This window comes from Massilia scottii, from assembly GCF_030846495.1.
GTDB lineage: Bacteria > Pseudomonadota > Gammaproteobacteria > Burkholderiales > Burkholderiaceae_D > Telluria_A > Telluria_A violaceinigra.
This window is the reverse complement of the sequence record NZ_JAVCWM010000010.1, coordinates 1-24,518: the sequence shown is the minus strand read 5'-3', so window position 1 is coordinate 24,518 and position 24,518 is coordinate 1. Positions and strand designations below refer to the sequence as shown.

The window sequence follows — 24,518 nt, the reverse complement described above, 5'->3', positions numbered from 1 at the left end:
CGGATTTGACATGGAACAAACGGACCAGCCCCCAAAGGTGCATCAGCCTGCCGCCGGCCCCTGCCTGCGGCGCGCCGCGATGGCGACCGGGGGCGCCGTGGCCGGCACCAGGTCGCGTCCGATCACCAGGCGCAGGTCGGCGCGGCCGATGTCGCCCACGGCCACCACGCGCGCGGCGCCGAAACGTTCGGCCAGGCGCTCGGCGGCGACGCGAAATTCCGGCTGGTATTCGATGCGGGTCTGGCGCACGCCGAAACCTTTCTGGTTGCTCAGCCGCACCACGCGCAGGGCGCCCTCTTCCATCGTGCCGGCCAGCGAGCGCGCCATGCCGGTCACGCCGTTGCCATTGCGAATCTCCAGCAGGGCCCGGGCCGGACGCGCCTGCGCCTGCGTCTGTGCCGCTGCCGCTACCGTCGCCGGCGCGGCAGGCAGCGGCGCCGGCCGCGCGCTCACCCGCTGCACCACGAACACCCCGGCGCCGTCCTGGCGCACCTCGGTCCGGTCCCACTGCGGCTCCTGCGCCAGCACAGGCCCGCCCGCCTTGACCGCGCTGTCGATGGCGGGCACGCCGGCGCGCTCGGCGACCGCGTAGTCGCTCTTGAAGTCGTGCGTGCGCAGGGCGCTGGCCTGCATGGCCATCTGCGCGGCGCGTTCATGCTGCCCGACTTTCGCGAGGGCCTCGCCCAGGTGCCGCCAGGCGCGCTCGTTGAGCGGATCGAGCAGGCACGCTTTTTCGAGGGCGGCCAGGGCTTGCTCGAACTCGCCGTTGAGGAAGTGGGCGTAGCCGAGATTGCTGAACAGGAAGGCGCTGTCCTGCCCGCCGCCGGCCGCTTCCTGCGTCATGGCCTGCCACAGACGAATGGCGCGCGCGAACTCGCCCTTTTCGGCGTACAGGGTCGCCAGGCCGTTGCGCGCTTTCACGTGCCCGGGGTCGCGCGCCAGCGCCGCCTCGTAGAAAGCGCGCGCCGCGTCGTAGCGGTAAGCGAGGTGCTCGCCGCGCCCCAGCAGGTAGGCATCCTCGGCCCGCAGCGGGGCGGCCTCGGCCACGGCCGGCGCGCCGGCGGCGGTGTGGCCGCCGGGATTGGTGCAGGCCAGCAGCAGCGCGCCGGCGCACAGCAGGGAACAGCAGGACAGGGTGGTTCGCATGGCGGGCTCCGCTAGGAAAAGGAACAGAAAGAAGTTACTGGCCGTTGACCGACTTGAGCGTGCGCATGATCTGCATGGCGGCGGGGCCGAGCAAGACCATCAGCAGGGTCGGGAAGATGAAGAAAATCAGCGGGAACATCAGCTTCACGCCGATCTTGGCGGCTTGCTCCTCCGCCATCTGGCGCCGCTTGGTGCGCAGGGTGTCGGCGTGCACCCGCAGCGAGGTCCCCATGCTGGTGCCGAAGCGCTCGGACTGGATCATCATCGCCACCAGGGTGTCGACGTCTTCCACGCCGCTGCGCAGGGCAAAGTTGCGCAGCGCCTTTTCCTTGCTGAAGCCGGCCCGCATTTCCATCAGCACCAGCTGCATTTCCTGGGCCAGCACCATGCTCTTGATGTGGATTTCGGCGGCCACCTTGATCAGCGCGCGCTCCAGGCTCAGGCCCGCTTCCACGCACACCGTCAGCAGGTCGAGCGCGTCGGGAATCGACTCGAAGATTTCGCGCTGGCGCCGGCGCGCCGTGAATTCGAGCACGGCATTGGGCAGGTAGTAACCGAATGCGGCCGTGCCGAGCATCAGCATCATGATGCGCTGCCCGCTCATGACGTCGCTCGAGAGCGCGATCCACAGTCCCACCAGGGCCGGCAGGAACAGCGCCAGCACCGTCTTGGAGCCGAAGTACAGGGTGGCCACGGCCGGGCCGCGCCAGCCGGCATTCATGAAGCGCGTGCGCAGGGGCGACTTTTCCCAGCCCTGCTCGGGCAGCGACAGGCTGCTGAAAGGCTGGGCCACCTTGGCCACCTTTTCCACCCAGCCGTCGCTGCGGCGCGCGCCGGTGTCGGCGGTAGCGCCCACACGCGCCAGGCGCTGGCGCATGTAGCCGGGCCAGAAGGTCGCCATGGCCAGGCCGGCCAGCCCGACGACGACCGCGAACACGATCACCAGAAACAATAATTGCGAGCCGCTCATGGCTTTCTCCTAGACGCGAATGTTGATCAGTTTGCGCAGCCACAGCACCCCGATGGTGATCATCGCCCCGGCATAGCACAGCAGGCGTATCCCGCTCGGGTCGGTCCACAGCATGCTGATGTATTCGGGATTGGCCAGATACATCATCCCGGCGACCGCGAACGGCAGGATGCCCAGGATCCAGGCCGAGATGCGCCCTTCGGCCGACAGCACCCGCACCTGCCCGAGCAGCTTGAGGCGCTCGCGGATGATGTGGCCGATATTGCCCAGGATTTCAGCCAGGTTGCCGCCCGACTCGCGCTGGATCAGTACCGCGATCACCATGTAGCGCAGGTCGGTCAGGGGAATCCGTTCGGCCAGGCTGTGCAGCGCTTCACCCATCGGCACGCCGTAGTTGATCTCCTGGTGCACGGTGCGAAATTCGCCGCTGAGCGGCTCGGGCAGTTCGCTGCCGACCATCTGCAGCACATTCGTAAACGAGTGCCCGGCACGCATGGCGCGCGCCAGGAAATCGGCCGCTTCCGGCAACTGCTGCTCGATCTTTTCCATGCGCTTGGCACGTGTGCGGCGCAGCAGGAAATACGGCAAGCCCAGGCCGGCCAGCAGCATCGCCCAGGTCACCAGCGGCGGCGTGTCCCAGGCATGCGCCGCCAGCGCGGCCGCGCACAGCAAAGCCAGCGAGGCCGCCAGGAACTGCGCCACCATCCAGTTCACGCCAGCCTGCATCAGCAGGCGGTCGATGGCGTGCGCCAGGCGCAGGCGGTGCAGCAGGGCGTCGAAGCCGTCGCTGGCGCTGTAGCGGCGCCGCTTGAGGATGGAGATCGCGCCGCCCTCGGCATCGATGCCGCCCGACATCACGCGCAGGCGCCGCGCGATGCGCTTGGCGCCGCCGCCGCGCGTTTCCGACCACAGCAGGTAGCCGCCCTCGATCAGCAGGATGACCGCGGCGAACAGCAGCACGGCAAAGCCATAAAAGACATAGTCCATGGAGACTCCTATTCGAAGATGCGGCTGGGGTCGAAAGCCGAGTCGGGCACGGGCGCGCCGAACAGGCGCAGGCGGTCGGCGAAGCGCGGCCGCACCCCGGTGGCGCGGAAATGCCCGACCACCTTTCCTTCGGCATCGACTCCGGTCTGCTCGAAGCAAAAGATTTCCTGCATGGCGATCATGTCGCCCTCCATGCCGGTGATTTCCTGCAGGCTGACCAGCTTGCGCGCGCCATCGGTCAGGCGCGTGACCTGCAGCACCACCGTGATCGCCGAGCAGATCTGCTGGCGCACCGCGCGCGGGGTGAGCGTGACGCCAGCCATGCCGACCATGTTTTCCAGCCGCGCCAGGGCGTCGCGCGGGGTGTTCGAGTGGATCGTCGCCAGCGAGCCTTCGTGGCCGGTGTTCATGGCCTGCAGCATGTCCATCGCTTCGGCGCCGCGCACCTCGCCCAGGATGATGCGGTCGGGCCGCATGCGCAGCGCGTTGCGCACCAGCGCGCGCTGGGTCACCTCGCCCTTGCCTTCGATATTCGGCGGGCGCGTCTCCAGGCGCACCACGTGCGGCTGGCGCATCTGCAGTTCGGCCGCGTCTTCGATGGTGATGATGCGCTCGTTGGCCGGAATGAAGCCCGACAGCAGGTTGAGCAAGGTGGTCTTGCCGCTGCCGGTACCGCCCGAGATCAGGATGTTGATCTTCGAGTGCCCGAGCGACTGCAGTACCTGCACCATGGGCGGGGTCATGCTCTTGTAGCGCAGCAGGTTCTCGACCGTCAGCGGGGTGGCCGAAAAACGCCGGATCGACAGGATCGCGCCGTCGACCGCCAGCGGCGGGATGATCGCGTTCACGCGCGAGCCGTCGGGCAGGCGCGCGTCGACCATCGGACTCGATTCGTCGACCCGGCGCCCGACCCGCGAGACGATCTTTTCGATGATCTTCATCAGGTGCGCGCTGTCGTGGAAGGTGATGTCGGTCAGTTCCAGGCGCCCGCGCCGCTCGACGTACACCTGGTTGTAGGTGTTGACCAGGATGTCCGAGACGGTCGGATCGGCCAGCAGGGATTCGAGCGGGCCGAAGCCGAGCATTTCGTGCTGGATGTCGAGCACCAGGTCGTGCCGCTCGTGCTGGTTGAGCACGATGTGTTCTTCTTCGATGATGTGCTGCACCAGCAAGCCCAGTTCATGCTTGAACTGCTCGGGCGTGAGGCGCTTGAGGCGCTCCAGGTCGATGCGGTCGAGCACCATCTGGTGCATGTTCTTCTTCAGGTCGTGATAAGCGTGGTTGGCCGGTTCGGCGTCGGCCGGCTGGGTGGTGCGGCTGTCGTCGGTCGCCGTCAGGCGTTCGCGTAAGGTCATGGGATTCTCCTGGGTTTTATTGTTCGGCCTCGGCGCGCCCGAACAGGCGGGTCAGCAAGCCCTTGGTTTCCGGCACGCGCCGCGCGGTGACCAGCTCGACCAGTTCGGCCAGGCTGCGCGCCACCGGGCTGGCGCGCGACAGTTGCAGCACCGGCACGCCCTGGTTGACCGAATCGGTCACCGCCACGTAGTCGTTGGGCACGGTGTGCATGACGTCGGCGCCGAGCGAGGCTTGCACGTCCTGCAGGCGCAGGCGCCCGCCCTTTTCGTAGCGGTTCACGATCAGGCGCGTGTTTTCGATGGCGTAGCCGAGCGAGCGGAAGATGTCGAGCAGGCGGCGCCCGTCGCGCAGGTCGGGCAGGGCCAGCTGCAGCACCGGATAGATGGCGTCGGCGTTGTCGAGCGCGCGCAGGGAAATGGCATCGATCTGGCGTCCCACGTCGAGCACCACGTAGTCGTAATGCTGGCGCGCCACGCGCAGGATGATGTCCATCTGTTCCGGTTTCAGGTCGACCGCGTGGGACGGATCGTCGGCCGCGGCCAGGATCCCGAAGCCGGGCGTGACATGCACCAGGCAGGAGTCGAGAAAGGCGCCGTCGATGCGCGCGATCTGGCTGCACACGTCGGACAGGGTCATGGCCGGCTTCTGGTCCGATACATACAGGGTGGCATCGCCGAACTGGCCGTGCAGGTCGATCAGGATGACTTTCTTGTCCGCCAGGCTGGCCAGGGCGTAGGCGAAATTGGTCGACAGGAACGTGGCGCCGCTGCCGCCCTTGCAGGAAATGAAGGCCAGCACCTTGCCGTCGCACAGCTTGCCGGCATTGGCGGCGTCGGCGATGCGGTTGATGGCGTCGTGGAAGGCGCTGTGCACCAGCGGCAGCTGCAGCACTTCGCGCACGCCGGCGCGCATGGCGCGGATCAGCAGGTTTTGCTGCTGGTCGCGGGTGAGCAGCATGAAGGTGGCGGCCGGGTACAGCTTGGCCAGGCGCACCAGCTGTTCGGCCTCGCTTTCATCGAGGCCGCTGGCGTCGACGATCACCAGCGCCGGGCTGTCGGGCAGCACGCGCTCGAGCGCGTCGCGCAGACGGGCGCGCACGGCCACCAGGGTCACTGGCGGCATCCGCGCGGCGCCCTGGGCGGCGATCTCGGCTTGCAGCTGGCTGTCGTGAGTGATAAGTAAAGCTTTCATGGCACATCCTCGTGGGTAAGGCAACGCGGCTCAGGGGCCGGGGCAGACTTCGGTGCTACCTGCTTGGCGACCCAGCGACGCGGCCGGGACGACCGCCGCGAAGCTCGGGTAGGTGAATCCCCAGCCCAGCGCTTTGCCGGCGAACAGGGGTTTGTACGTGGCCGGCTCGCACCCGGCGCCGCTGCCGGGAGCGCACAGCTGGGCGCGCACGAAACGCACGCAGCTGGCGCCATTCGGATTGGCGTTGCAGTTGACTATGTTTTGCGAGGGGCAGGCCGGCACCGACGTGACCAGCCCGAAATCGCTGCGCAGGTGGCTGATCGCGATGCGCGCATCGGTCCCGTTCGCGCCCAGCGACATGCCGCCGCCGCGCGCCGGCAGGGCGGCCGCCTGCGCCACGGCTTCCAGCGCCGCGCTGTCGGTGGCGTCGACCAGGGCCGCGCCGCGCGCCGCCGTGTAGGTCGCGTTCGAGAGCATGTTCCACAGGTACACCGCGCGCGCCATTTCGAGCATGCCGAGGGTAAAGAGCAGGAAGATCGGCAAGGTCATGCCGAATTCGACCATGGTGGCGCCGCGCATGCGCTGGCGGGTCCTACGGAACGCTTGGTGCATGGCGGACTCCGGGCGTTTAGTGGCTGTAAGGAACGGTGACGGCGGTCTGGACCATCATGCTGCTGGGGATGCCCATTTCGGTCACGTAGTGAAAGCTGTTCGGCACCGCGACCACCAGAGAGACCGTGATGCTGTCCGGGCGCTCGCCCCCGCAGACCAGATTGCCGTTGCAGTCGAAGTCGTATTCGAGCAGCGGAATGAGGGGCGCCACCCTGGCGTCGAGCAGCGACTTCTCGATCAGCGCGACGGTGCGCAGCTTCATCGTGCTGCTGGCCGCGGCGCCGCTGGCCCATTCGGACGGCGGCGCCGTGGCCAGGGTGGCGGCGGCGGCGGCAGCGGTCTGCTTGAGCACCGCGTACACATAGAACAGGTGGCCCAGGCTGAAGATGACTGGCAGCAGGAAGGCCATGGTTCCCATGATCAGGGCCAGTTCGATAATCGCCATGCCGCGCGCGCGCGGCGGGAAAGTGGAAGCCATGGTGGAGGGCGCTTTCATCGGTACAGGACCGTCGAGGAGTTCATGGAGTCGGCCGTGGCCAGGCCGCCGAATTCGGCATGCACGCCGAGCGGGCTGTCGGTCGCGCGCGAGGTCATCAGGAAGCTGCCGACCGCCAGCACCGTGGCGGTGCCGCCCGCGCCCAGCGGGCAGGCCAGCAGCGGAATGTTGAGGATGCGCCGCCCCGCCAGTTTGGGGTAGCTCAATGGGCTGGGGCTGACCTTGAAGGCGCCCGTCCCCCGGTACGGGACCATCGGATCGGTGGGGTAGATGCTGGTCGCCTCGGCCTGCTCGGTGGTGGCGACCGGGTACAGGAGCGGCCAGGCGCTCTTGGGAAAACTGGCGCCGGGGGTGTCCGGCGTGGCCGCGTCGTAGCGCTGCGGCTTGGCAAAGGCCCACAAGGGTCCGTAGCTGACCCGGTTGGTGCCGGACGTGGCGCCGCTGACGTCGGCAATGGTCTTGCGCTCGCCGGCGCCGACGACCTGGGTGGCGCTGGCCGGAATCTGGGTCAGGCTCGGGGTGGCGGCCGGCATGCGCATCCAGAAGGTGCCCACCGTGTATTCCTTGATGTTGGTATCGGCCGGGGCCGAGACCGGGTCGCAGGTCGAGCCGCTGCCGCTGCCGAAGCGCGAATTGAGTTCGGCCGTGAGCGAGGCGGGAAAGCCTTCGCGCACGTAAACGCTGGCGCCGTTGGGCAGGAACGGCAGCGCCAGGGTGCCGCTGCACACCATCGGGCGCAGGGTGGCCAGGCTGCGGTGCGCCGCGTTCTCGACCGCCGGCGGAAAATCGATGGGATTGACCTGGTAGTTCAGCGCGGGAACCCCGACCGGATTGAGATTGAGCAGGTTGTAGCTGACTCCGCGCCGGAAGCCATGCTCGACGATTTCCTCGAAGCCGGGTGCGTTCACGCGCACCGTTTTGGCCTGGTTGTCCATGGCGCAGATGGCCAGCGGCGTGATCTGGACCGCGCTGCGCCCGGCCACCGCCTGCGCGCCCACCCGCAGGATGGCGAATTTGAGATCGATGGCGCTGGCGAACACGGCGCGCACCTCGCCCAGGGCCGACGGCAGCCCGTTGGTATCGACGCGGGCGTAACGCATCGTGGCCACATTGGCGGCATTGACGGCACTGGCCGGCAGCCAGGTTCCGCCCAGGTCGGGACTGTCGCTAAAGCGCAGGGCGTCGGGCGACCATGTCATGGTGTTCGTCAGCGCGTAGGTGCTGGTATTGACAACTTGCGCCGCGCGCAAGCCGGCGCTGGCGATGCCGGCCTCGGTGCCGTCGAGCGCGCGCGCCGCCGCCAGCGCGGCGGCGTCGGCCGCCGCCTGCAGGTCGGTGCGGCGCATGTATGCCATCGACAGGTCGATCGCCATGCCGCCCAGCAGGACCAGCGGCATCAGCAGCAGCGCGAACACCAGCATGTAAGCGCCGCGCTGGCGCCGCCGGCGGCAGGCCGCGAGGCGCAACTGCTTCATTTTGCGCCCCCGCCGATGGCCAGCGGCGCCAGCGCTGCAGGCGCTTCGGCCGAGTGCTGGTAGCGCTCGTGGGCGGCGGCCGCCGTCTTGCCGTCCAGTCCCGCCACGGGACGGGTGTTGCGCACGGCCGAGGGATCGATTACCTGGGCCGCCAGCGAGGTGCGCACGGCCTGGCCGAAGCGGGCGTCCCAGCGCGGCGTGCTCGAGCAACCAGCCAGACAGACCGTCAATGCCAGCAAGCTGGCCATGCTGCTACCGATGCGTGTGTTCATGGCGCTCTCCTATTTCAGTTCAAAACCGCGCTGGGCGGACGAGGCGGGGGCAACCGGCGTGGCGCCTGGCGCACTCGCCGCTGCGCCGGCTGTCCGGGGAGCGGCTTGCTCTCCTTCCAGGCGCGAGCCGAGCATCGTCTGGGTGCGCGAGGGCGGCGCCAGGCTGTCGGTCGGCAAGGTGTAGTTCGACGGCAGGGGCTTGACCAGGTGGGCCGTCACGACAAACACCAGTTCGGTGCGGTCTTCCTGGAAATCGGTGCTGCGGAACAGGGCGCCGAGCACGGGCACTTCGCCCAGCAGCGGCAAGCCCTTGCGGTTGGTGATCAGATTGTTCTTGATCAGGCCGCCGATGGCGAAACTCTGGCCGTCGAACAGCTGCAAGGTGGTGCTGGCACGCCGCTTGGTGATCAAGGGCAGCACCGCGCCGCCGGAAAAGCCGGCGGCCGACACGCCGATGCCTTCGCGCGAGACTTCCGACACTTCCGGCGCCACCTTCAGGTTGATGCGTCCGCCGGCCAGCACGGTCGGGGTGAAGCGCAGGCCGACCCCGAATTCCTTCTCTTCCAGGGTGACCTTGTTGTTCTCCTGGGCCACCGGAATAAAGATGCTGCCGCCGGCCAGGAAACTGCCTTCCTGGCCGCTGACGGCCATCACGTTCGGCTCGGCCAGGATGCGCACGATGCCATCCTGCTTCTGCGCTTCCAGGTTGACGCGATTGCCGCTGCGCCGCTGCGAGCCGAGCGCGCCCTGGGCATTGCCGGTGATGAAATTGGCCAGCAAGGTGGTGGCCCAGCTGCCCGAGCCGAAGCCCCAGGTGACGCCCCCTTCGAGCCGTTCGAGCAAGCTTTTCGAGACTTCGGCGATCTTCACTTCGAGCATCACTTGCTGGGGCGCGCTGACCGCCAGCAGGTTGATCACGCGCGCGGCCGGGGCCGTGCTGGCGGCGCCGCCGCCGCCGGTGCCGCCCTTGGCCGCGGCCGCGCCGCCGGTGGCCGCGTCGCCGCCCTGCTGCGCCAGCGAGCGCAGCGGCCGGCTGACGAACGCGGTCGCCAGTTCGACCGCGCGCAGCACGGCGGCGCCATCGGCCACGGTGCCGCTCAGCACCAGCGAGTCGGCGGCGCCGTGCACGCGGATATCCTTCTCTTCCGGCATCAGGGCCGCCAGGCTGGCCTGCAGCGCGGCCGGGTCCATGCCGACCACGATGTCGACGATGCTGCAGCTGCCGCTCTTGCCTTGCACGATCATGTTGGTGGTGCCGACATCGACCCCGAGCAGGTACAGGGTGTCCGGCGCGACCAGCATGGCTTGCACCACGGCGGCGTTGCCGATGCTGCGGTTGCGCACCGGTTCGGGCAGGCGCATCAGGTTCGATTTGCCCACCAGCAGCGTCATGTTGCCGGGACGCGCCGCTTCGCCGCTGCAGCGCGGACCGCTGTCGGCGCGCTCGGCCTGGGGCTGCGCTTCCTTGGGGGTGGCGGCGGCGCTGGCGCCGCTCAGCGCCAGCAGTACGCCGACTACGGCGGCGGCGCTGCGGGTCGGTTTTCCTTGCTTGATGCATCTGTTCATGTCGGCCATCCTGTAAGGTGATTGCTCGAAAATCAAAAACATTCTTGTGATGTGGTCACGCCGTTCAAGACGCTGACGCAGTCGCGCCGGACCTGCGCCACCACCGGCGCGGGGCGCGCGGCGGCACGCGGGGCCGCGCGCGGTTTGGCCGGCGGCGCCGCCTTGGCAGCGGCCCCGGACCCGGATACGGATACAAGCGTGGCGGCGGCGGCCAGCTCGTCGAGCAGGCTGGCCTTGGTGGCTCCGGCCGTCTGCGGCGAACCGGGATCGACCTGGTTGCGCAGCGCCAGCGACAAGGTGCCGACGCCGCGTGCCAGGTCGAGCGTCTCGGCCTGTTCCGGCGTGACTTCGAGGGTGACGGCGTTGACCACTTTCGGCTTGGTTTCGTCGCGGCTCACTTCCTGGGCCACGGCCAGCACCAGGATGCGTTCGAGCACGATCTTGGAGATGTGCAGCGCATTGCGGTGCGGCCTGACCTGGTCGCCCGGGTCGCGCTCGGTGTGCACGATGATGTCGACGTAATTGCCCGGCAGCGCAAAGCCGGCCACGCCGATGACATCGTTGACGCGCACCGTGATGGCGCGCTTGCCTTCGCTGATCAGGGCCGACAGGCCGCCCAGGGTGCCGGCCGGGGCCAGCTTGGCTTCGGTCAGCGGCTCGCCCTTGAGGACGTTGGTCTTGAGCACCCGGTCGCTCAGCTTGAGGCTATCCTTGAAGGCATCCTTGGGGATGGTTGCGGTCGGCCAGTCGACCAGGCGCAGCATGTCGGGCGAGATGCGCTGGCCGCGGCTGATGTCGCCGGTGGCGACGACGATGCGGCTGGCCGCGTTGGCCGGCTGCCCGAGCAGCCAGAGGGAAGCCAGGATGACGGCGCCGATCCCCAGCAGGACCGCCACACCCATGGTCAGCAATGCGCGTTTGTTTTTCATGAGATCCTCTCGTACAGGGTGGTGCCGTTATCGGCTGAAAAAGACAGGGGTGGATGGGCCGGGGCGGTGGCCAGCGCGGGCGGCGCCACCGACATGCTGTGCCAGGCTTGCTCGATGGCGGCCGCGCTCACGCGCGCCGTGACGCCGGCAAAGGCGGCGAAATCGTTCACCCGTCCCAGCAGCTCGGCCGGATAGCTGGCCAGCAGCGGCCGTCCGCTGGCGCGGTGCAGGCGCGTGATCAGGTAGTCCAGCACGGCCTCGTCGCAGGCCAGCCCATGCCGCTGGCACTGGCGCCGGAACAGGGTGGCGTAGGCCGTTTCGGAGAGCGGGCCGACCAGGATCTTGTAGCCGATGCGGCGCAGGAAGGCGTCGTCGAGCAGCAGTTGCGGCGCCAGGTTGGTGGCCAGCACCAGGGTGACATCGAACGGCACGGCGATCTTGCAGCCGCCCTCGATGGTGAGCTGGTCGCTGCCGCTGTCGAGCGGGGCGCTGAAACGGTTGAGCAATTCTTCGGCCGGAATACGCTGGCGGCCCAGGTCGTCGATCACGAGGATGCCGTTATTGGCCATGAAGTGCGGCGGCGCGCGGTACACGCCGCTGGCGTGGTCCAGGCGCAGGTCGAGCATTTCGTAGCCCAGTTCGGCGCCGACCTGCACCACCGGGCGCTGGCACAGCACCCAGCGCGCATCGGGCTTGCGCCGTTCTTCGTTGTGGCGCGTGTGCAGGGGCGAGGCCGGCACATGCAGGGCCGGATCGTGGAACTGGATGATGTGGCCCTCGGCCAGGATCGCATGCGGAATGGCCACCAGCCCGCTTTGCAGCTGGCCCAGCTTGCGCGCCAGGGTGGTCTTGCCGCTGCCGGACGGGCCGTGCAGCAGCAGCGGGCGGCGCGACTGCAGCGCCGCGCCGAGCTGGTCGCGCACGCCGGGATCGAGCACGTCGTCGGCGAAGGCGGCGGCCATCTCGGCCATGCCGATCGGCTGGACCTGGGCGTGCCGGCTCGACTGGCGTTCGGCCAGGTCGCGGTATGCCTGCAGGGTGACCGGGGCCGGTCCCACATAGCGGCAACGCGCCAGGAACTCGGCCGCGCGCAAACGTCCGCCCTCGGTGAGCTGATAGTGGACGTCGAGATCGGAGTCGCCGCGCCCGGCCACCTCGGCCAGGTGGTCGGCCTGCATGGCGTCCAGCACTTCGCGCAGGACATTGATCGACAGCTTGAGCTTGCCGGTGAGGACAGGCAGGTGAATCCTGCCGATCGCGTACATGGCCTTGGTCACCAGTTCGATCACCAGTCCCAGTTCGAGGCCGGTGTCGCGTACGCAGCGCGGCTGCGGCGGCGGGCTGCTGATGCCGTAGTCGGCGGAAGAGGCGCGCACCCGCTGGCTGCTGGGCGGAAGCGCTCCGGTCGGATCGATGTAACTCATGTCGGTTCCTAAAAAAAGGCAGATGGCGTTTCCGAAAGGCACAATTTATTTTAGCCACGCCTCCCTTGGCCGATTTGACAAACAGCAAGCTCTGACCGTGCGGAAATTTAGAGCCAGGGCTGCGCCAGAGTGAAAAAAGTGCCGCCGGCGATGGCGACGGCGTATGGCATATTTCCGACACTCGGGGCCGGCATCGGTTCGGCCACGGCCGGCATGCCGCCGATGCGCAGGAACAGGGGGCGCAGCAGCGCCATCAGATTGGCGCCGGTATCGCGCAGGCGCCCGCTGGCAAGGATGATCAGCAGCGCCATCAGGCCGCCGGCGCAAAAGGCGGCCAGGGCGATGTCCAGGGCCAGGGCGGGACCGGTGAAGGCGCCGACGGTGGCCATCAGCTTGACGTCGCCGGCGGCCATGCCGCGCAGGCAGTACAGGGGCAGAAATAGCAGCAGGCCGGTGGCGAAACCGGCCAGGCCCGTGCTCAGCAGCGCCAGCGGGTTGCCGGAACACAGATGCAGGATGGCGGCGCAGGCCAGGCCGGCGGCCAGCAGGCGGTTGGGAATGCGGCGCGACGCGAGGTCGGTGGCGGCGGCGGCGAGCAGCAGGGCGATCAGGATAAGCTGGGAAAGCGTCAAGGCAGGCATGGGCTACTCGCATAAAAAAAGCCCCCCGGAACAGGGCCCTGTTCCGGGGGGCGTGGTGCAGCAAACGACGGCTCAGGTGGGGCCTGGGACGTCTTATCCTTGCAAGCCAGTTACGACCTGAGCGAACAGGGATTTGAGCTCGGCCTGCACCTCTTTCAGCGATGCGACGATCGCAACTGCAATCAGTGCTGCAATCAGACCGTACTCGATGGCGGTGGCGCCGTCTTCGTCGTTGATAAAGGCTTGCACTGCGGTGGTGATGGTGCTCATGGTGACCTCCGGTTAGTTAAGGACTGCCAACTTCTGGCACGGGTTCGGCATCCTTGCCGCCTTACCTTGAAGTACGCTGCTGCTGTTCTTCAATTTTTCCGCCATTGAGTTCACTATAGGGCGTTGCCAAAGAGATGCCTTGACCTCACGCAACTTTCCTCCGAGGTATGAATTTTGTTATCATGGAAACGGTCGATATACGACAAGATGGCGAAAAAGTTGCTGTGCGGTGAGCCGCTAGGCGCTGCACAACGGTAGAATCGGGTGAGCGCGAGCGTTTATGCACGACAATTACGGATCAGGCAACACGGCGAACCGGGCACGAGATGCGCCAACCGGACGCACCGGGCGATCAGGTACACTAGCCTGCGCCAATGTCGATGGACATCGATTCTTCCGCCAGGTGGTAGTTGTTTGATTTACATTTCTGAGAACGACATGGATTCCCTTCTTAAACACATGGTGGACATGACTGGCCACCGCGACCACACGATGCTCGACATCTCGGTGATCTCGGCGGTTCAGGAGCTGGCACGGGCGTCGCAGACGCGCGTGCTGACCATCATGCATGTGCGCGGGGAGCAGTATGTGCGCGTGCGCGCCAGCATCTGCGCCGGTGGCGTGGCGCGCATGGAAGAGCCTGTCGATGTGAATGCGCTGGGCGAGCCGATCAGCAGTTTCCCGGCCCTGGCCGCGTGCATCGCCAACAACGAAACGAGTGCCGAGAGCATCACGGCCGGCGGCAAGCGCACCTTGTGGCTGCCGATCTGGATCGGCGAAAAGGTCGACACCTGCCTCGAAATCCTGCATCCGACGCCGTACACGAGCGACACCATCCATGTCATCGGCGGCATTGTCAGCGTGTACCGCAACTTCCAGAACCTGCTCGACTACAGCGAACGCGACTCGCTCACGGGCTTGCTCAACCGCAAGACCTTCGACGACCAGCTGGCCAAGATGCTGCACGTCACCGCCGAGCAAGAGTCGCTGGAACCGGGCCAGGAAGAGCGGCGCCAGCATTCGGAAGCCGAAAAGCAGTGGCTGGCGGTGGTCGATGTCGACCATTTCAAGCTGGTCAACGACAAATTCGGCCATCTGTACGGCGATGAAGTACTGATCCTGATCGCCAACCTGCTGCAATCGTCGTTCCGCTCGCAAGACCGGGTATTCCGTTTCGGCGGCGAAGAGTTTGTGGTGCTGCTGCGTTCGACCACGCTCGACAATGCGCAAAAGATCATCGACCGCTTCCGCACGAATGTCGAATCGCATGATTTCCCCCAGGTGGGGCAGGTGACGGTGAGCGTCGGCTTCGTCAGCATCAGCCCGTTCGAGTCGCCCGTGATCATTCTCGGGCATGCCGACCAGGCGCTGTACTACGCCAAGAGCCACGGGCGCAACCAGGCGTGCCACTACGACCAGCTGGTCTCGGGCGGGCTGCTGCAAGCGGTGGCGTCGAACGATACGGCCGAATTCTTCTAGTCCGTCCGGCCGCGCGCCGGATGGCTAAGCGACGCTGATGAACCGCATCGGGTCGACATGCCACTTCTCGGGCGATTCGGGACGGACGATCTTGTCGCCGCCGCCGAAGCCGACCGGACGCGACAAATCCACCGTTTCCGGCTTGATATACCCATTGCGTTTGGTGTTGAAAAACACATTCACCTTGGGCGCGAGCAGATTGGTCTCGTGCGGCTCGATCACCACCGCCAGCCGCCCCGATTCGAGCATCACCATGGTTCCCACCGGATAAATCCCGACGCAGCGCATGAATGCCTGCGCGTACCCGGGATGAAAGTGGAACTTGCTCCACTCGAAAATCTTGCGCAGCGCTTCGGCCGCCGGCATGCCCTTGTGATAGCAGCGCTCGGCCGTGATGGCGTCGTACACATCGACAATGGCCGCCATCTGCGCCAGTTCGCTGATGGCGCCCTCGCCCTGGCGGTCCGGATAGCCGCTGGCGTCGCGCCGCTCGTGATGATGCAGGGTGATGTCGAGCGCAATCGCGCTCACGTCGGGCGACTTGACCAGGATATCGTAGCCGTCGCGCGGATGCCGCTTGACGATGGCAAACTCCTCGTCCGTCAGCGGCCCCGGCTTGTTCAAGATATGGTCCGGCACCAGTGCCTTGCCGGTATCGTGCAGCAGCCCGCCCAGGCCGGCCTGGTGGATGGTATCGGCATCCATCCCGCGCGAGCGGCAAAACGCCACCAGCAGGGTGCACACGCTGACCGAATGCAAGAACGTGTAGTCATCCTTGTTCTTGATGCGCAGCATGCCGATGAGCGCGCCGGGATTGCGCAGGATCGATTCGGTGATGTTGCGCACCACCGGCGTCACATTGTCCAGTTCGATGGCCTTGCCCAGCCGCGCATCCTGCATCACGGTGCGCACCAGCCCGGTGGCCTGGTGGCGGATCACGGCGGCGCGCTTGAGTTCCTCGGCCAGGGAGGTGCGGGTGACCATCACCGGCGCCGCGGCGATGGCCACCAGCGCCTCCTCGGTGCCCTGGCGCACCTCGTCGAGCGTGGGCGCATGGCCGAGGTCGAGTCCCTTGCTGCCATCGATGACCACGTCGTGGATGCCGGCCTGGATGATCTTGCCGATTTCCTCGTCGCTGGTCAGCAGGAAACGATTGCGCACGAACGGGTGCGTCATCCAGTCGCAGCTCAGGTCATGGATGTACATGCCGGGCTTGAGTTGGGAAACATCGACTTTCTTGAGCATTTTTCTGTCCGTCTGTGGTGTAATCTCGCGCAATCGCGGCAACGACCATCAGTATAACGTCAATATTTCTTTGATGCATTTATGATTGCCGAAAACCACCACCCTCACCCACCGCCCGGACGATCATGGAATTACGCCAGCTGCGCTACTACGTCGCCATTGTCGATCATGGCTCGCTCTCGCGCGCGGCGCTGGTGCTGCACGTGGCCCAGCCGGCCCTGACCCAGCAGTTGCGCCAGCTGGAAGACGACCTCGGCGCGCAACTGCTGCACCGCTCGGCCCAGGGCGTGCTCACCACCGACGCCGGCAAGGTGTTTTACGAACATGCGCTGGCGATCCTCAAGCAGGTCGGCGATGCCCGTTCGGCCGTGATCCAGTCGACCACCAGGCCGTCGGGCAGCGTCACCCTGGGGCTGCCGCACAGCATTTCGGGCGCCCTCGCCCTGCCCTTGCTGATGGCGGCGCGCCGCACCTATCCCGAGATCACCCTGCAGCTCACCGAAGAGTTATCGGGCAACCTGAACGAACAGCTCAAGTCGGGCCGGATCAACCTGGCGGTGCTGTTCGACGATGGCCAGCTGGGCGCGTTCGCCAGCAGCGCGCTGGTGGAGGAAGAACTGAATTTCATCTGCCGTGCCGGTTCGGCTTTCAGCCCGCCGGGCGAGCGGGTGGCGCTGGCCGACGCGCTGGCCACCACATTGATCCTGCCGGCCCAGCAGCAAGGGGTGCGCCCGCGCATCGAGAACGTGGCGCGCGAAGCCGGCCTGCACCTGTCGAACGTGATCGAAATCAACTCGATCGCCATCCTCAAGTCGGCGATTCTGGCCGACATGGGCGCCACCATCCTGCCGGTGGCCCCGCTGCTGGCCGACATCGAACGCGGCGCCATGCTGGCCCGGGCGATCCACAGCCCGGCGCTGGCGCGCACGGTCACCCTGTGCGCCTCGCGCAATATTCCCCTGACCAACGCCGCCGCCGCGGTCAAGCGCCTGGTGCACCAGGTGACCGAAGAACTGTGCGCCGGCGGCGCCTGGCCGGGCGCGCGCCTGCTCAAATAAGTCGCAGCGGCCCCGAGTCATCACTTTTTCTTATACCCCCATCCGCAAACCGTATTTCCCCTACGGGCATGAAGGTCATACACTCCACGCCAACGGCGATCCGTACCGGAGAGTCTTGTAGAATCAAGCTGTAAAACAAGCCGCATAAAGCGGCAACCCACCCTGTCACCAAGGCGCCTACCCGGCGCCGTCCTGGCGGGGCGACATCCCGAATACCCTTTTGGAGACACACCATGCCAGATACCACGGCAACGACGCCTGCGAAGCAGGACGTCGCTTCACGCCTGACCACGGTCACCCTCGACGACAAATACACGGCGACCACGGGCAATATTTTCCTGTCCGGTATCCAGGCGCTGGTGCGCCTCCCGATGATGCAGCGCGAACGCGACCAGGCCGCCGGCCTGAACACGGCCGGTTTCATTTCCGGCTACCGCGGCTCGCCCCTGGGCGGCCTCGATGAAAACCTGTGGAAGGCCAAGGCCCACCTCGAAGCGCACCACGTGAAATTCGTGCCGGGCGTGAACGAAGACCTGGCCGCGACCGCGGTGTGGGGCTCGCAGACGGTCGACCTGATCGGCCCGGCCAAGTACGACGGCGTGTTCGCCATGTGGTACGGCAAAGGCCCGGGCGTGGACCGCTGCGGCGACGTCTTCAAGCACATGAACCACGCCGGCACGAGCAAGCATGGCGGCGTGCTGCTGGTGGCCGGCGACGACCACGGCGCCTATTCCTCGACCCTGCCGCACCAGTCGGACCACATCTTCTCGGCCTGCATGGTGCCGGTGCTGTACCCGTGCAATGTGCAGGAATACCTGGACCTGGGCGTGCACGGCTGGGCCATGTCGCGCTTTTCCGGCTGCACGGTGGCCTTCAAGGCGCTGGCCGACACGGTCGAATCGAGCGCCTCGGTCGACGCCAACCCGTTCCGCGTGCAGGTGAAGCTGCCGCAGGACTTCGTCATGCCCGAAGGCGGCCTCAATACGCGCCTCTCGTCCGATCCGCTCGGCCTGCAGGCGCGCAAGCAGGAAGCGCTGATGCAGGACTATAAAATCTACGCGGCGCTGGCGTACGCGCGCGAGAACAAGCTCAATCACACCACCATCGACAGCGCCAACGCCAAGCTGGGCATCATCGCGTCCGGCAAATCGTACCTGGACGTGCTCGAAGCGCTGGAAGAACTGGGCATCGACGAAAAAATGGCGGCCGACGTCGGCCTGCGCCTGTTCAAGGTCGCCATGCCCTGGCCGCTGGAGCCGGACAGCGTGCGCGAATTCGCCCAGGGGCTCGACGAAATCCTGGTGGTCGAGGAAAAGCGCCAGATCGTCGAATACCAGCTCAAGGAACAGCTCTACAACTGGCGCGACGACGTGCGCCCGAAGGTGATCGGCAAGTTCGACGAAAAAGGCGAATGGGTCGCACCGCGCGGCGAATGGCTGCTCACCTCCAAGGCCGACTTCTCGGTTTCGCAGGTGGCGCGCGTGATCGCCTCGCGCATCTCGCGCCTGATCACCGACGCGCGCACCTGCGACTTGATCAAGGCGCGCCTGACCTTCCTCGACGCCAAGGATGCGGTGCTGCGCAAGGCCATCAACACGCCGTTCCGTCCCGCGTTCTACTGCTCCGGATGCCCGCACAATACCTCGACCAAGGTCCCGGAAGGCAGCTTCGCGCTGGCCGGCATCGGCTGCCACGTGATGGCCACCGCGATCTACCCGGGCATGAACAAGCTGACCACCCACATGGGCGGCGAAGGCGCGCCGTGGATCGGCCAGCAGGCGTTTTCCGAAGTGCCGCACGTGTTCCAGAACCTGGGCGACGGCACCTACTTCCACTCCGGTTACCTGGCGATCCGCGCGGCGGTGGCGGCCAAGGTCAACATGACCTACAAGATTCTGTACAACGACGCGGTCGCGATGACGGGCGGCCAGCCGGTCGACGGCCAGACCTCGGTGCCGATGATCGCCCAGCAGATGGCGGCCGAAGGCATCAAGCGCATCGCGCTGGTGACCGAAGACTTGTCGCGCTACAGCGACCGTTCCTCGCTGCCATCCATCGTCAGCCTGCATGACCGCAAGGACATGGACGCGGTCCAGCGCGAGCTGCGCGAGGTCGAAGGCGTGTCGGTGCTGATCTACGACCAGACCTGCGCGGCCGAAAAGCGCCGCCGCCGCAAAAAAGGCGAGTTCCCCGACCCGAACAAGCGCATGGTCATCAACGACGCCGTGTGCGAAGGCTGCGGCGACTGCGGCGTGCAGTCGAACTGCGTCTCGATCCTGCCGAAGGAAACCGAGTTCGGTCGCAAGCGCACCATCGACCAGTCGTCCTGCAACAAGGACTACTCGTGCGTGAAGGGCTTCTGCCCGAGTTTCGTCACCGTCGAAGGCGGCACGCTCAAGAAAACCAAGACCGGCGTCACCAAGGGTAACGTGGACGACGGCTTCGGGCCGCTGCCGGAACCGGTGCTGCCGAATATCGACCAACCGTACAACATCCTGATCAACGGCATTGGCGGCACCGGCGTGATTACCGTCGGTGCGCTGATGGGCATGGCCGCCCACCTCGAAGGCAAGGGCGCGTCGGTGCTCGACATGACCGGCATGTCGCAGAAAAACGGCTCGGTCACCTCGCACGTGAAGGTGGCGCGTTCGCCCGAGCACCTGCGCGCACAGCGCATCGCCACCGGCGAAGCGGACCTGATCCTCGGCTGCGACATGCTGACCGCAGGCGCGCAGGATGCGATTTCCAAGATGCGTCCGGGCCGCACCATGGCCGTGATCAACCTGCACGAGCAGCCACCCGGCACGTTCGCGCAGCAGGCCGACTGGGAATATCCGGCCGCTGAAGTGCGCGCGCTGATCATGGAATCGGTGGGTGCGCCTGCCATTGACGCGGCCGACTTCATCGACGCCACAAAATTAGCCACCGCGCTGATGGGCGACTCGATCGCCGCCAACCTGTTCATGATGGGTTACGCATGGCAGAAGGGCCGCATTCCGCTGACCGAAGCGTCGCTGCTGCGCGCCATCGAGTTGAATGGCGTGGGCGTGGAGCCGAACAAGAAGAGCTTCCTGTGGGGCCGCCGCGCCGCCGTGGACCTCAAGCGCGTGGAGAAGGTCGCCACGCCGACCCAGGCCATCGTGGTGCAGATGCCGCAAAGCCTGGAGAACGTGATCAAGAAGCGCGTCGAGTTCCTGACCGAGTACCAGGATGGCGCGTATGCGGCGATCTACGAGCAGCTGGTGGCCAAGGTGCGGGCGGCGGAAACGGCGCAGTCACTGGGTAACCGGCTGTCGACGGCGGTGGCCAAGTACTACTTCAAGCTGATGGCGTACAAGGACGAATATGAAGTGGCGCGCCTGTACACCGACGGCCGCTTTGTCGAGCAGCTCAAGTCGCAGTTCGAGGGCGATTTCTCGGTCAAGTTCAACCTGGCGCCGCCGATGTTCGCCAAGAAGGACGCCAAGGGACATCTGGTGAAAGCCGAATTCGGATCGTGGATGTGGAAGGCGTTTGCGCTGCTGGCCAAGTTCAAGGGCCTGCGCGGCGGGACCTTCGATATTTTTGGCCGCACCGAAGAACGCAAGATGGAGCGCGCGCTGATTGTGGAGTATCGCCAGATGATCGAAGGTTTGATCGCCGGACTCAATGCCGACAATCATGCGACCGCGGTGGAACTGGCCAACCTGCCGGAGCAGATTCGCGGGTATGGACATGTGAAGGAAAAGGCAGTGGCGCAGTTCCGCGTGGAGAAAGCGCGGCTGCTGGGGGATGGGGCGCGCAAGCACGCGGCGTAACAAAGACCACCGTCTTCCCCGCGCCTTGGCGCGGGGAAGACGGCTCCCGGGCGACGCAGACACGTCGCTTGACGTTTACGTAAACGTCATATACCTTACAAGAACGATATCGCAAGGATCATCATGAACGACCTGACTCCCGCCGCCAAACTGAATCTCCCCGAACAGCCGAAACTGGCCAACAAAGTCCGCTTCGTCACCGCCGCCTCGCTGTTCGACGGCCACGACGCATCGATCAACATCATGCGCCGCATTTTGCAGTCCAACGGCGTCGAAGTAGTCCACCTGGGCCACAACCGCTCGGTCGACGAAGTCGTCACCGCGGCGCTGGCCGAAGACGTGCAAGGCATCGCCATCTCCAGCTACCAGGGTGGCCACGTCGAATACTTCAAGTACATGATCGACCTGCTCAAGGAACGCGGCGGCGCCCACATCAAGGTGTTCGGCGGCGGCGGCGGCGTGATCGTCCCCGACGAAATCGCGGACCTGCATGCCTACGGCGTCACCCGCATCTTCAGCCCGGAAGACGGCCAGCGCATGGGTTTGGTCGGCATGATCCAGTCGATGATCCAGACCTGCGACATCGACCTGTCCACCTATTCCCCGACCACGCTCGCGCCCCTGCAGCAGGGCGACGTGGCTTCGCGCCACCGTCCGCTGGCGCAGCTGATCACCGCGCTCGAAAACGAGAAGGCCACGCCCGAATTGCGTAAGGCCATCGTCGACGCGGCCGAAGGGCTGCACGTGCCGACCCTGGGTATCACCGGCACCGGCGGCGCCGGCAAATCGTCGCTGACCGATGAACTGATCCGCCGCATCCGCCTCGACCAGAATGACGCGATCAATATCGCCATCATCTCGATCGACCCGTCGCGCCGCAAATCGGGCGGCGCGCTGCTGGGCGACCGTATCCGCATGAACGCGATCAATCCATGGAACGGCCAGGCCCGCGTATTTATGCGCTCGCTGGCCACGCGCGAAGCCGGTTCCGAAATCTCGCAGGCGCTGCCCGACGTGATCGCCGCCTGCAAGGTGGCCGGTTTCGACCTGGTGATCGTCGAAACGTCCGGCATCGGCCAGGGCGACGCCGCCATCGTGCCGCACGTGGACGTGTCGATGTACGTGATGACGCCGGAATTCGGCGCCGCCTCGCAGCTCGAAAAAATCGACATGCTGGATTTCGCCGACTTCATCGCGATTAACAAATTCGACCGCAAAGGCTCGCTCGACGCGCTGCGCGACGTCGCCAAGCAATACCAGCGCAACCGCGAAATGTGGAGCAAGCGTCCGGAGGAAATGCCGGTGTACGGCACCCAGGCGTCGCGCTTCAACGACGATGGCGTCACTGCCCTGTACCACGGCCTGCTGCCGAAACTGGGCGAATTCGGCCTGGCCATCGCGCCGGGCAAGCTGCCGCAGACCGACATCCGCCATTCGAGCGGCAAGCACGTGATCGTGCCGCCGGCACGCGCGCGCTACCTCGCCGAAATCGCCGACACCGTGCGCGGCTACCACAAGAACGCATCGAAGCAGGTCAAGCTGGCACGCGAGCGCCAGCAACTGACGGAAGCCAAACGCATGCTGGCGCTGGCGTCCAAGACCGCCGACTTCGACGAACTGATTACGGAGCGCGACAACGCCCTCGACGCCACCGCCAAGAAGCTGCTGGCGATGTGGCCCGAAATGCAGGCCGCGTACGCGGGCGACGATTACGTGGTCAAGATCCGCGACAAGGAAATCCGCACGCGCCTGATCGCCCACACCCTGTCGGGCACGAAGATCCGCAAGGTGGCGCTGCCGCGCTTTGAGGACCATGGCGAAGTGCTGCGCTTCCTGATGCTGGAAAACGTGCCGGGTTCATTCCCGTTCACGGCCGGCGTGTTCGCGTTCAAGCGCGAAGGCGAAGACCCGACCCGCATGTTCGCCGGCGAAGGCGATTCGTTCCGCACCAACCGCCGCTTCAAGCTGGTTTCGGAAGGCATGGACGCCAAGCGCCTGTCGACCGCGTTCGACTCGGTGACCCTGTACGGCGCCGACCCGGCGCTGCGCCCCGACATTTACGGCAAGGTCGGCAACTCGGGCGTGTCCATCGCCACGCTGGACGACATGAAGGTGCTGTACGACGGCTTCAACCTGTGCAGCCCGAGCACGTCGGTGTCGATGACGATCAACGGCCCGGCGCCGACCATCCTGGCGATGTTCATGAACACCGCCATCGACCAGCAGATCGACAAGTTCGTGGTCGAGAACAAGCGCCAGCCGACTATTGATGAAGCGGCGAAGATCCGCGCCTGGGTGCTGCAGAACGTGCGCGGCACGGTGCAGGCCGACATCCTCAAGGAAGACCAGGGCCAGAACACCTGCATCTTCTCGACCGAGTTTTCGCTGAAAGTCATGGGCGACATCCAGGAGTATTTCGTGCATCACCAGGTGCGCAATTTCTACTCGGTGTCGATCTCGGGCTACCACATCGCCGAAGCGGGCGCGAACCCGATTTCGCAGCTGGCGTTCACGCTCTCGAACGGATTCACGTTCGTGGAAGCGTACCTGGCGCGCGGCATGCACATCGACGATTTTGCGCCGAACCTGTCGTTCTTCTTCAGTAACGGCATGGACCCGGAATACACGGTGCTCGGCCGCGTGGCGCGCCGCCTGTGGGCAGTCGCCATGCGCGACAAGTACGGCGCCAACGACCGCAGCCAGAAGCTCAAGTACCACATCCAGACCTCGGGCCGCTCGCTGCACGCGCAGGAGATCGACTTCAACGATATCCGCACCACCCTGCAGGCGCTGATTGCGATCTACGATAACTGCAACAGCCTGCACACCAATGCCTACGACGAAGCGATCACCACGCCGACCGACGAATCGGTGCGGCGCGCGCTGGCGATCCAGCTGATCATCAACCGCGAATGGGGCCTGGCCAAGAACGAGAATCCGAACCAGGGTTCGTTCATCATCGAGGAACTGACCGACCTGGTGGAAGAGGCGGTGCTGCAGGAGTTCGAACGCATCGCCGAGCGTGGCGGCGTGCTCGGTGCGATGGAAACCGGCTACCAGCGCGGCAAGATCCAGGAAGAGTCGATGCTGTACGAGCACCAGAAGCACGACGGCACGCTACCGATCATCGGCGTGAACACCTTCCGCAATCCGAAGGCGAACGACACCCCGCAAAAGATCGAACTGGCGCGTTCGACGGACGAGGAGAAGCAGTCGCAGTTGACGCGCCTGGACGACTTCCATCGCCGTAACGCCGAGCAGGCGCCGCAGGTGCTGGCGGCATTGCAGCAGGCGGCCATCGACAATGCGAACGTGTTCGAGAAGCTGATGGAAGCGGTGCGGGTTTGCTCGCTGGGGCAGATTACGACCGCGCTGTTCGAGGTGGGCGGGCAGTACCGGCGCAATATGTAAGTCGGTAAAACCTTAATGGGACGGCAGCGAATCGAGGAACGCGGCGCCGCCCCCTTTCAGTGCACCGGCAGGAAGAACAATCGGATGACCATCGCACCAGCAGCCCGTTGCCGGGTTCATGGCGGCCTCCACTTGCGGCGGCGTGTACGGGGTCGTTGAAGTCACTTTCATGGCAACTTCCCCGGTAGACTCT

The 24,518-nt window shown here is 65.9% G+C and carries 20 protein-coding genes; 4 read left to right on the top strand and 16 right to left on the bottom strand.

The window, feature by feature from the left end; translation table 11 throughout:
• Positions 1-42: 42 nt before the first annotated feature.
• The 14 genes from RBA41_RS15620 to RBA41_RS15555 all read right to left on the bottom strand — a co-directional run bounded on the left by RBA41_RS15620 (position 43) and on the right by RBA41_RS15555 (position 13,335).
• Positions 43-1,146: a LytR C-terminal domain-containing protein gene (locus RBA41_RS15620; protein ID WP_306624980.1), complete on the bottom strand. Its 1,104-nt coding sequence runs from the start codon at positions 1,144-1,146 to the stop codon at positions 43-45.
• Positions 1,147-1,180: 34 nt separating this feature from the next.
• Positions 1,181-2,116, bottom strand: a complete 936-nt coding sequence (locus tag RBA41_RS15615; RefSeq protein ID WP_306624979.1) for a type II secretion system F family protein — start codon at positions 2,114-2,116, stop codon at positions 1,181-1,183.
• A gap of 9 nt (positions 2,117-2,125) precedes the next feature.
• A complete protein-coding gene (locus tag RBA41_RS15610; RefSeq protein ID WP_306624978.1) occupies positions 2,126-3,103 on the bottom strand; it encodes a type II secretion system F family protein in 978 nt (325 codons plus the stop codon).
• Positions 3,104-3,111: 8 nt separating this feature from the next.
• Entirely contained in the window at positions 3,112-4,458 is a 1,347-nt protein-coding gene (locus tag RBA41_RS15605; protein WP_306624977.1) for a TadA family conjugal transfer-associated ATPase, read from the bottom strand.
• A 16-nt stretch (positions 4,459-4,474) separates the two neighbouring features.
• A complete protein-coding gene (locus RBA41_RS15600; RefSeq protein ID WP_306624976.1) occupies positions 4,475-5,650 on the bottom strand; it encodes a CpaE/TadZ family protein in 1,176 nt (391 codons plus the stop codon).
• A gap of 30 nt (positions 5,651-5,680) precedes the next feature.
• Positions 5,681-6,262, bottom strand: a complete 582-nt coding sequence (locus RBA41_RS15595) for a TadE/TadG family type IV pilus assembly protein (RefSeq protein WP_306624975.1) — start codon at positions 6,260-6,262, stop codon at positions 5,681-5,683.
• A 16-nt stretch (positions 6,263-6,278) separates the two neighbouring features.
• A complete protein-coding gene (locus RBA41_RS15590; RefSeq protein ID WP_306624974.1) occupies positions 6,279-6,740 on the bottom strand; it encodes a hypothetical protein in 462 nt (153 codons plus the stop codon).
• Positions 6,741-6,754: 14 nt separating this feature from the next.
• Positions 6,755-8,233 carry a pilus assembly protein TadG-related protein gene (locus RBA41_RS15585; RefSeq protein ID WP_306624973.1) on the bottom strand — a complete coding sequence of 493 codons (1,479 nt, stop codon included), beginning with the start codon at positions 8,231-8,233 and terminating at the stop codon, positions 6,755-6,757.
• On the bottom strand, positions 8,230-8,505 hold the full coding sequence (locus RBA41_RS15580) for a hypothetical protein (protein WP_306624972.1): 276 nt from the start codon (positions 8,503-8,505) through the stop codon (positions 8,230-8,232). Before RBA41_RS15580 ends, RBA41_RS15585 begins: the two co-directional genes overlap by 4 nt.
• Before the next feature lie 9 nt (positions 8,506-8,514).
• The gene (locus tag RBA41_RS15575; RefSeq protein WP_306624971.1) at positions 8,515-10,071 is read right to left on the bottom strand and encodes a type II and III secretion system protein family protein; all 1,557 of its coding nucleotides are present in this window, start codon (positions 10,069-10,071) and stop codon (positions 8,515-8,517) included.
• Positions 10,072-10,103: 32 nt separating this feature from the next.
• Positions 10,104-11,000, bottom strand: a complete 897-nt coding sequence (cpaB, locus tag RBA41_RS15570; RefSeq protein ID WP_306624970.1) for a Flp pilus assembly protein CpaB — start codon at positions 10,998-11,000, stop codon at positions 10,104-10,106.
• Positions 10,997-12,424, bottom strand: coding sequence for a DUF8689 domain-containing protein (locus RBA41_RS15565; protein WP_306624969.1), 1,428 nt, complete (start codon positions 12,422-12,424; stop codon positions 10,997-10,999). The genes cpaB and RBA41_RS15565 overlap by 4 nt, the downstream gene beginning before the upstream one ends.
• A gap of 107 nt (positions 12,425-12,531) precedes the next feature.
• The gene (locus tag RBA41_RS15560; protein WP_306624968.1) at positions 12,532-13,065 is read right to left on the bottom strand and encodes a prepilin peptidase; all 534 of its coding nucleotides are present in this window, start codon (positions 13,063-13,065) and stop codon (positions 12,532-12,534) included.
• 93 nt (positions 13,066-13,158) lie between these two features.
• Positions 13,159-13,335 carry a Flp family type IVb pilin gene (locus RBA41_RS15555; protein WP_306624967.1) on the bottom strand — a complete coding sequence of 59 codons (177 nt, stop codon included), beginning with the start codon at positions 13,333-13,335 and terminating at the stop codon, positions 13,159-13,161.
• A 438-nt stretch (positions 13,336-13,773) separates the two neighbouring features.
• Between RBA41_RS15555 and RBA41_RS15550 the strand changes: the two genes are divergently transcribed.
• The gene (locus tag RBA41_RS15550) at positions 13,774-14,814 is read left to right on the top strand and encodes a GGDEF domain-containing protein (RefSeq protein ID WP_306624966.1); all 1,041 of its coding nucleotides are present in this window, start codon (positions 13,774-13,776) and stop codon (positions 14,812-14,814) included.
• A gap of 24 nt (positions 14,815-14,838) precedes the next feature.
• On the opposite strand, the gene RBA41_RS15545 is transcribed toward RBA41_RS15550, so the two are convergent.
• Positions 14,839-16,059: an HD-GYP domain-containing protein gene (locus RBA41_RS15545; RefSeq protein WP_306624965.1), complete on the bottom strand. Its 1,221-nt coding sequence runs from the start codon at positions 16,057-16,059 to the stop codon at positions 14,839-14,841.
• Positions 16,060-16,184: 125 nt separating this feature from the next.
• Here RBA41_RS15545 and RBA41_RS15540 point away from each other — a divergent pair, with 125 nt between their 5' ends.
• The 3 genes from RBA41_RS15540 (at position 16,185) to icmF (ending at position 24,325) form a co-directional block, all read left to right on the top strand.
• Positions 16,185-17,117, top strand: a complete 933-nt coding sequence (locus RBA41_RS15540) for a LysR substrate-binding domain-containing protein (RefSeq protein ID WP_306624964.1) — start codon at positions 16,185-16,187, stop codon at positions 17,115-17,117.
• 233 nt (positions 17,118-17,350) lie between these two features.
• On the top strand, positions 17,351-20,914 hold the full coding sequence (locus tag RBA41_RS15535) for an indolepyruvate ferredoxin oxidoreductase family protein (protein ID WP_306624963.1): 3,564 nt from the start codon (positions 17,351-17,353) through the stop codon (positions 20,912-20,914).
• Positions 20,915-21,037: 123 nt separating this feature from the next.
• On the top strand, positions 21,038-24,325 hold the full coding sequence (gene icmF / locus RBA41_RS15530; RefSeq protein ID WP_306624962.1) for a fused isobutyryl-CoA mutase/GTPase IcmF: 3,288 nt from the start codon (positions 21,038-21,040) through the stop codon (positions 24,323-24,325).
• Positions 24,326-24,337: 12 nt separating this feature from the next.
• Here icmF and RBA41_RS15525 read toward each other — a convergent pair.
• The coding region (locus RBA41_RS15525) for a hypothetical protein (protein ID WP_306624960.1) at positions 24,338-24,518 on the bottom strand (181 nt) is incomplete at its 5' end.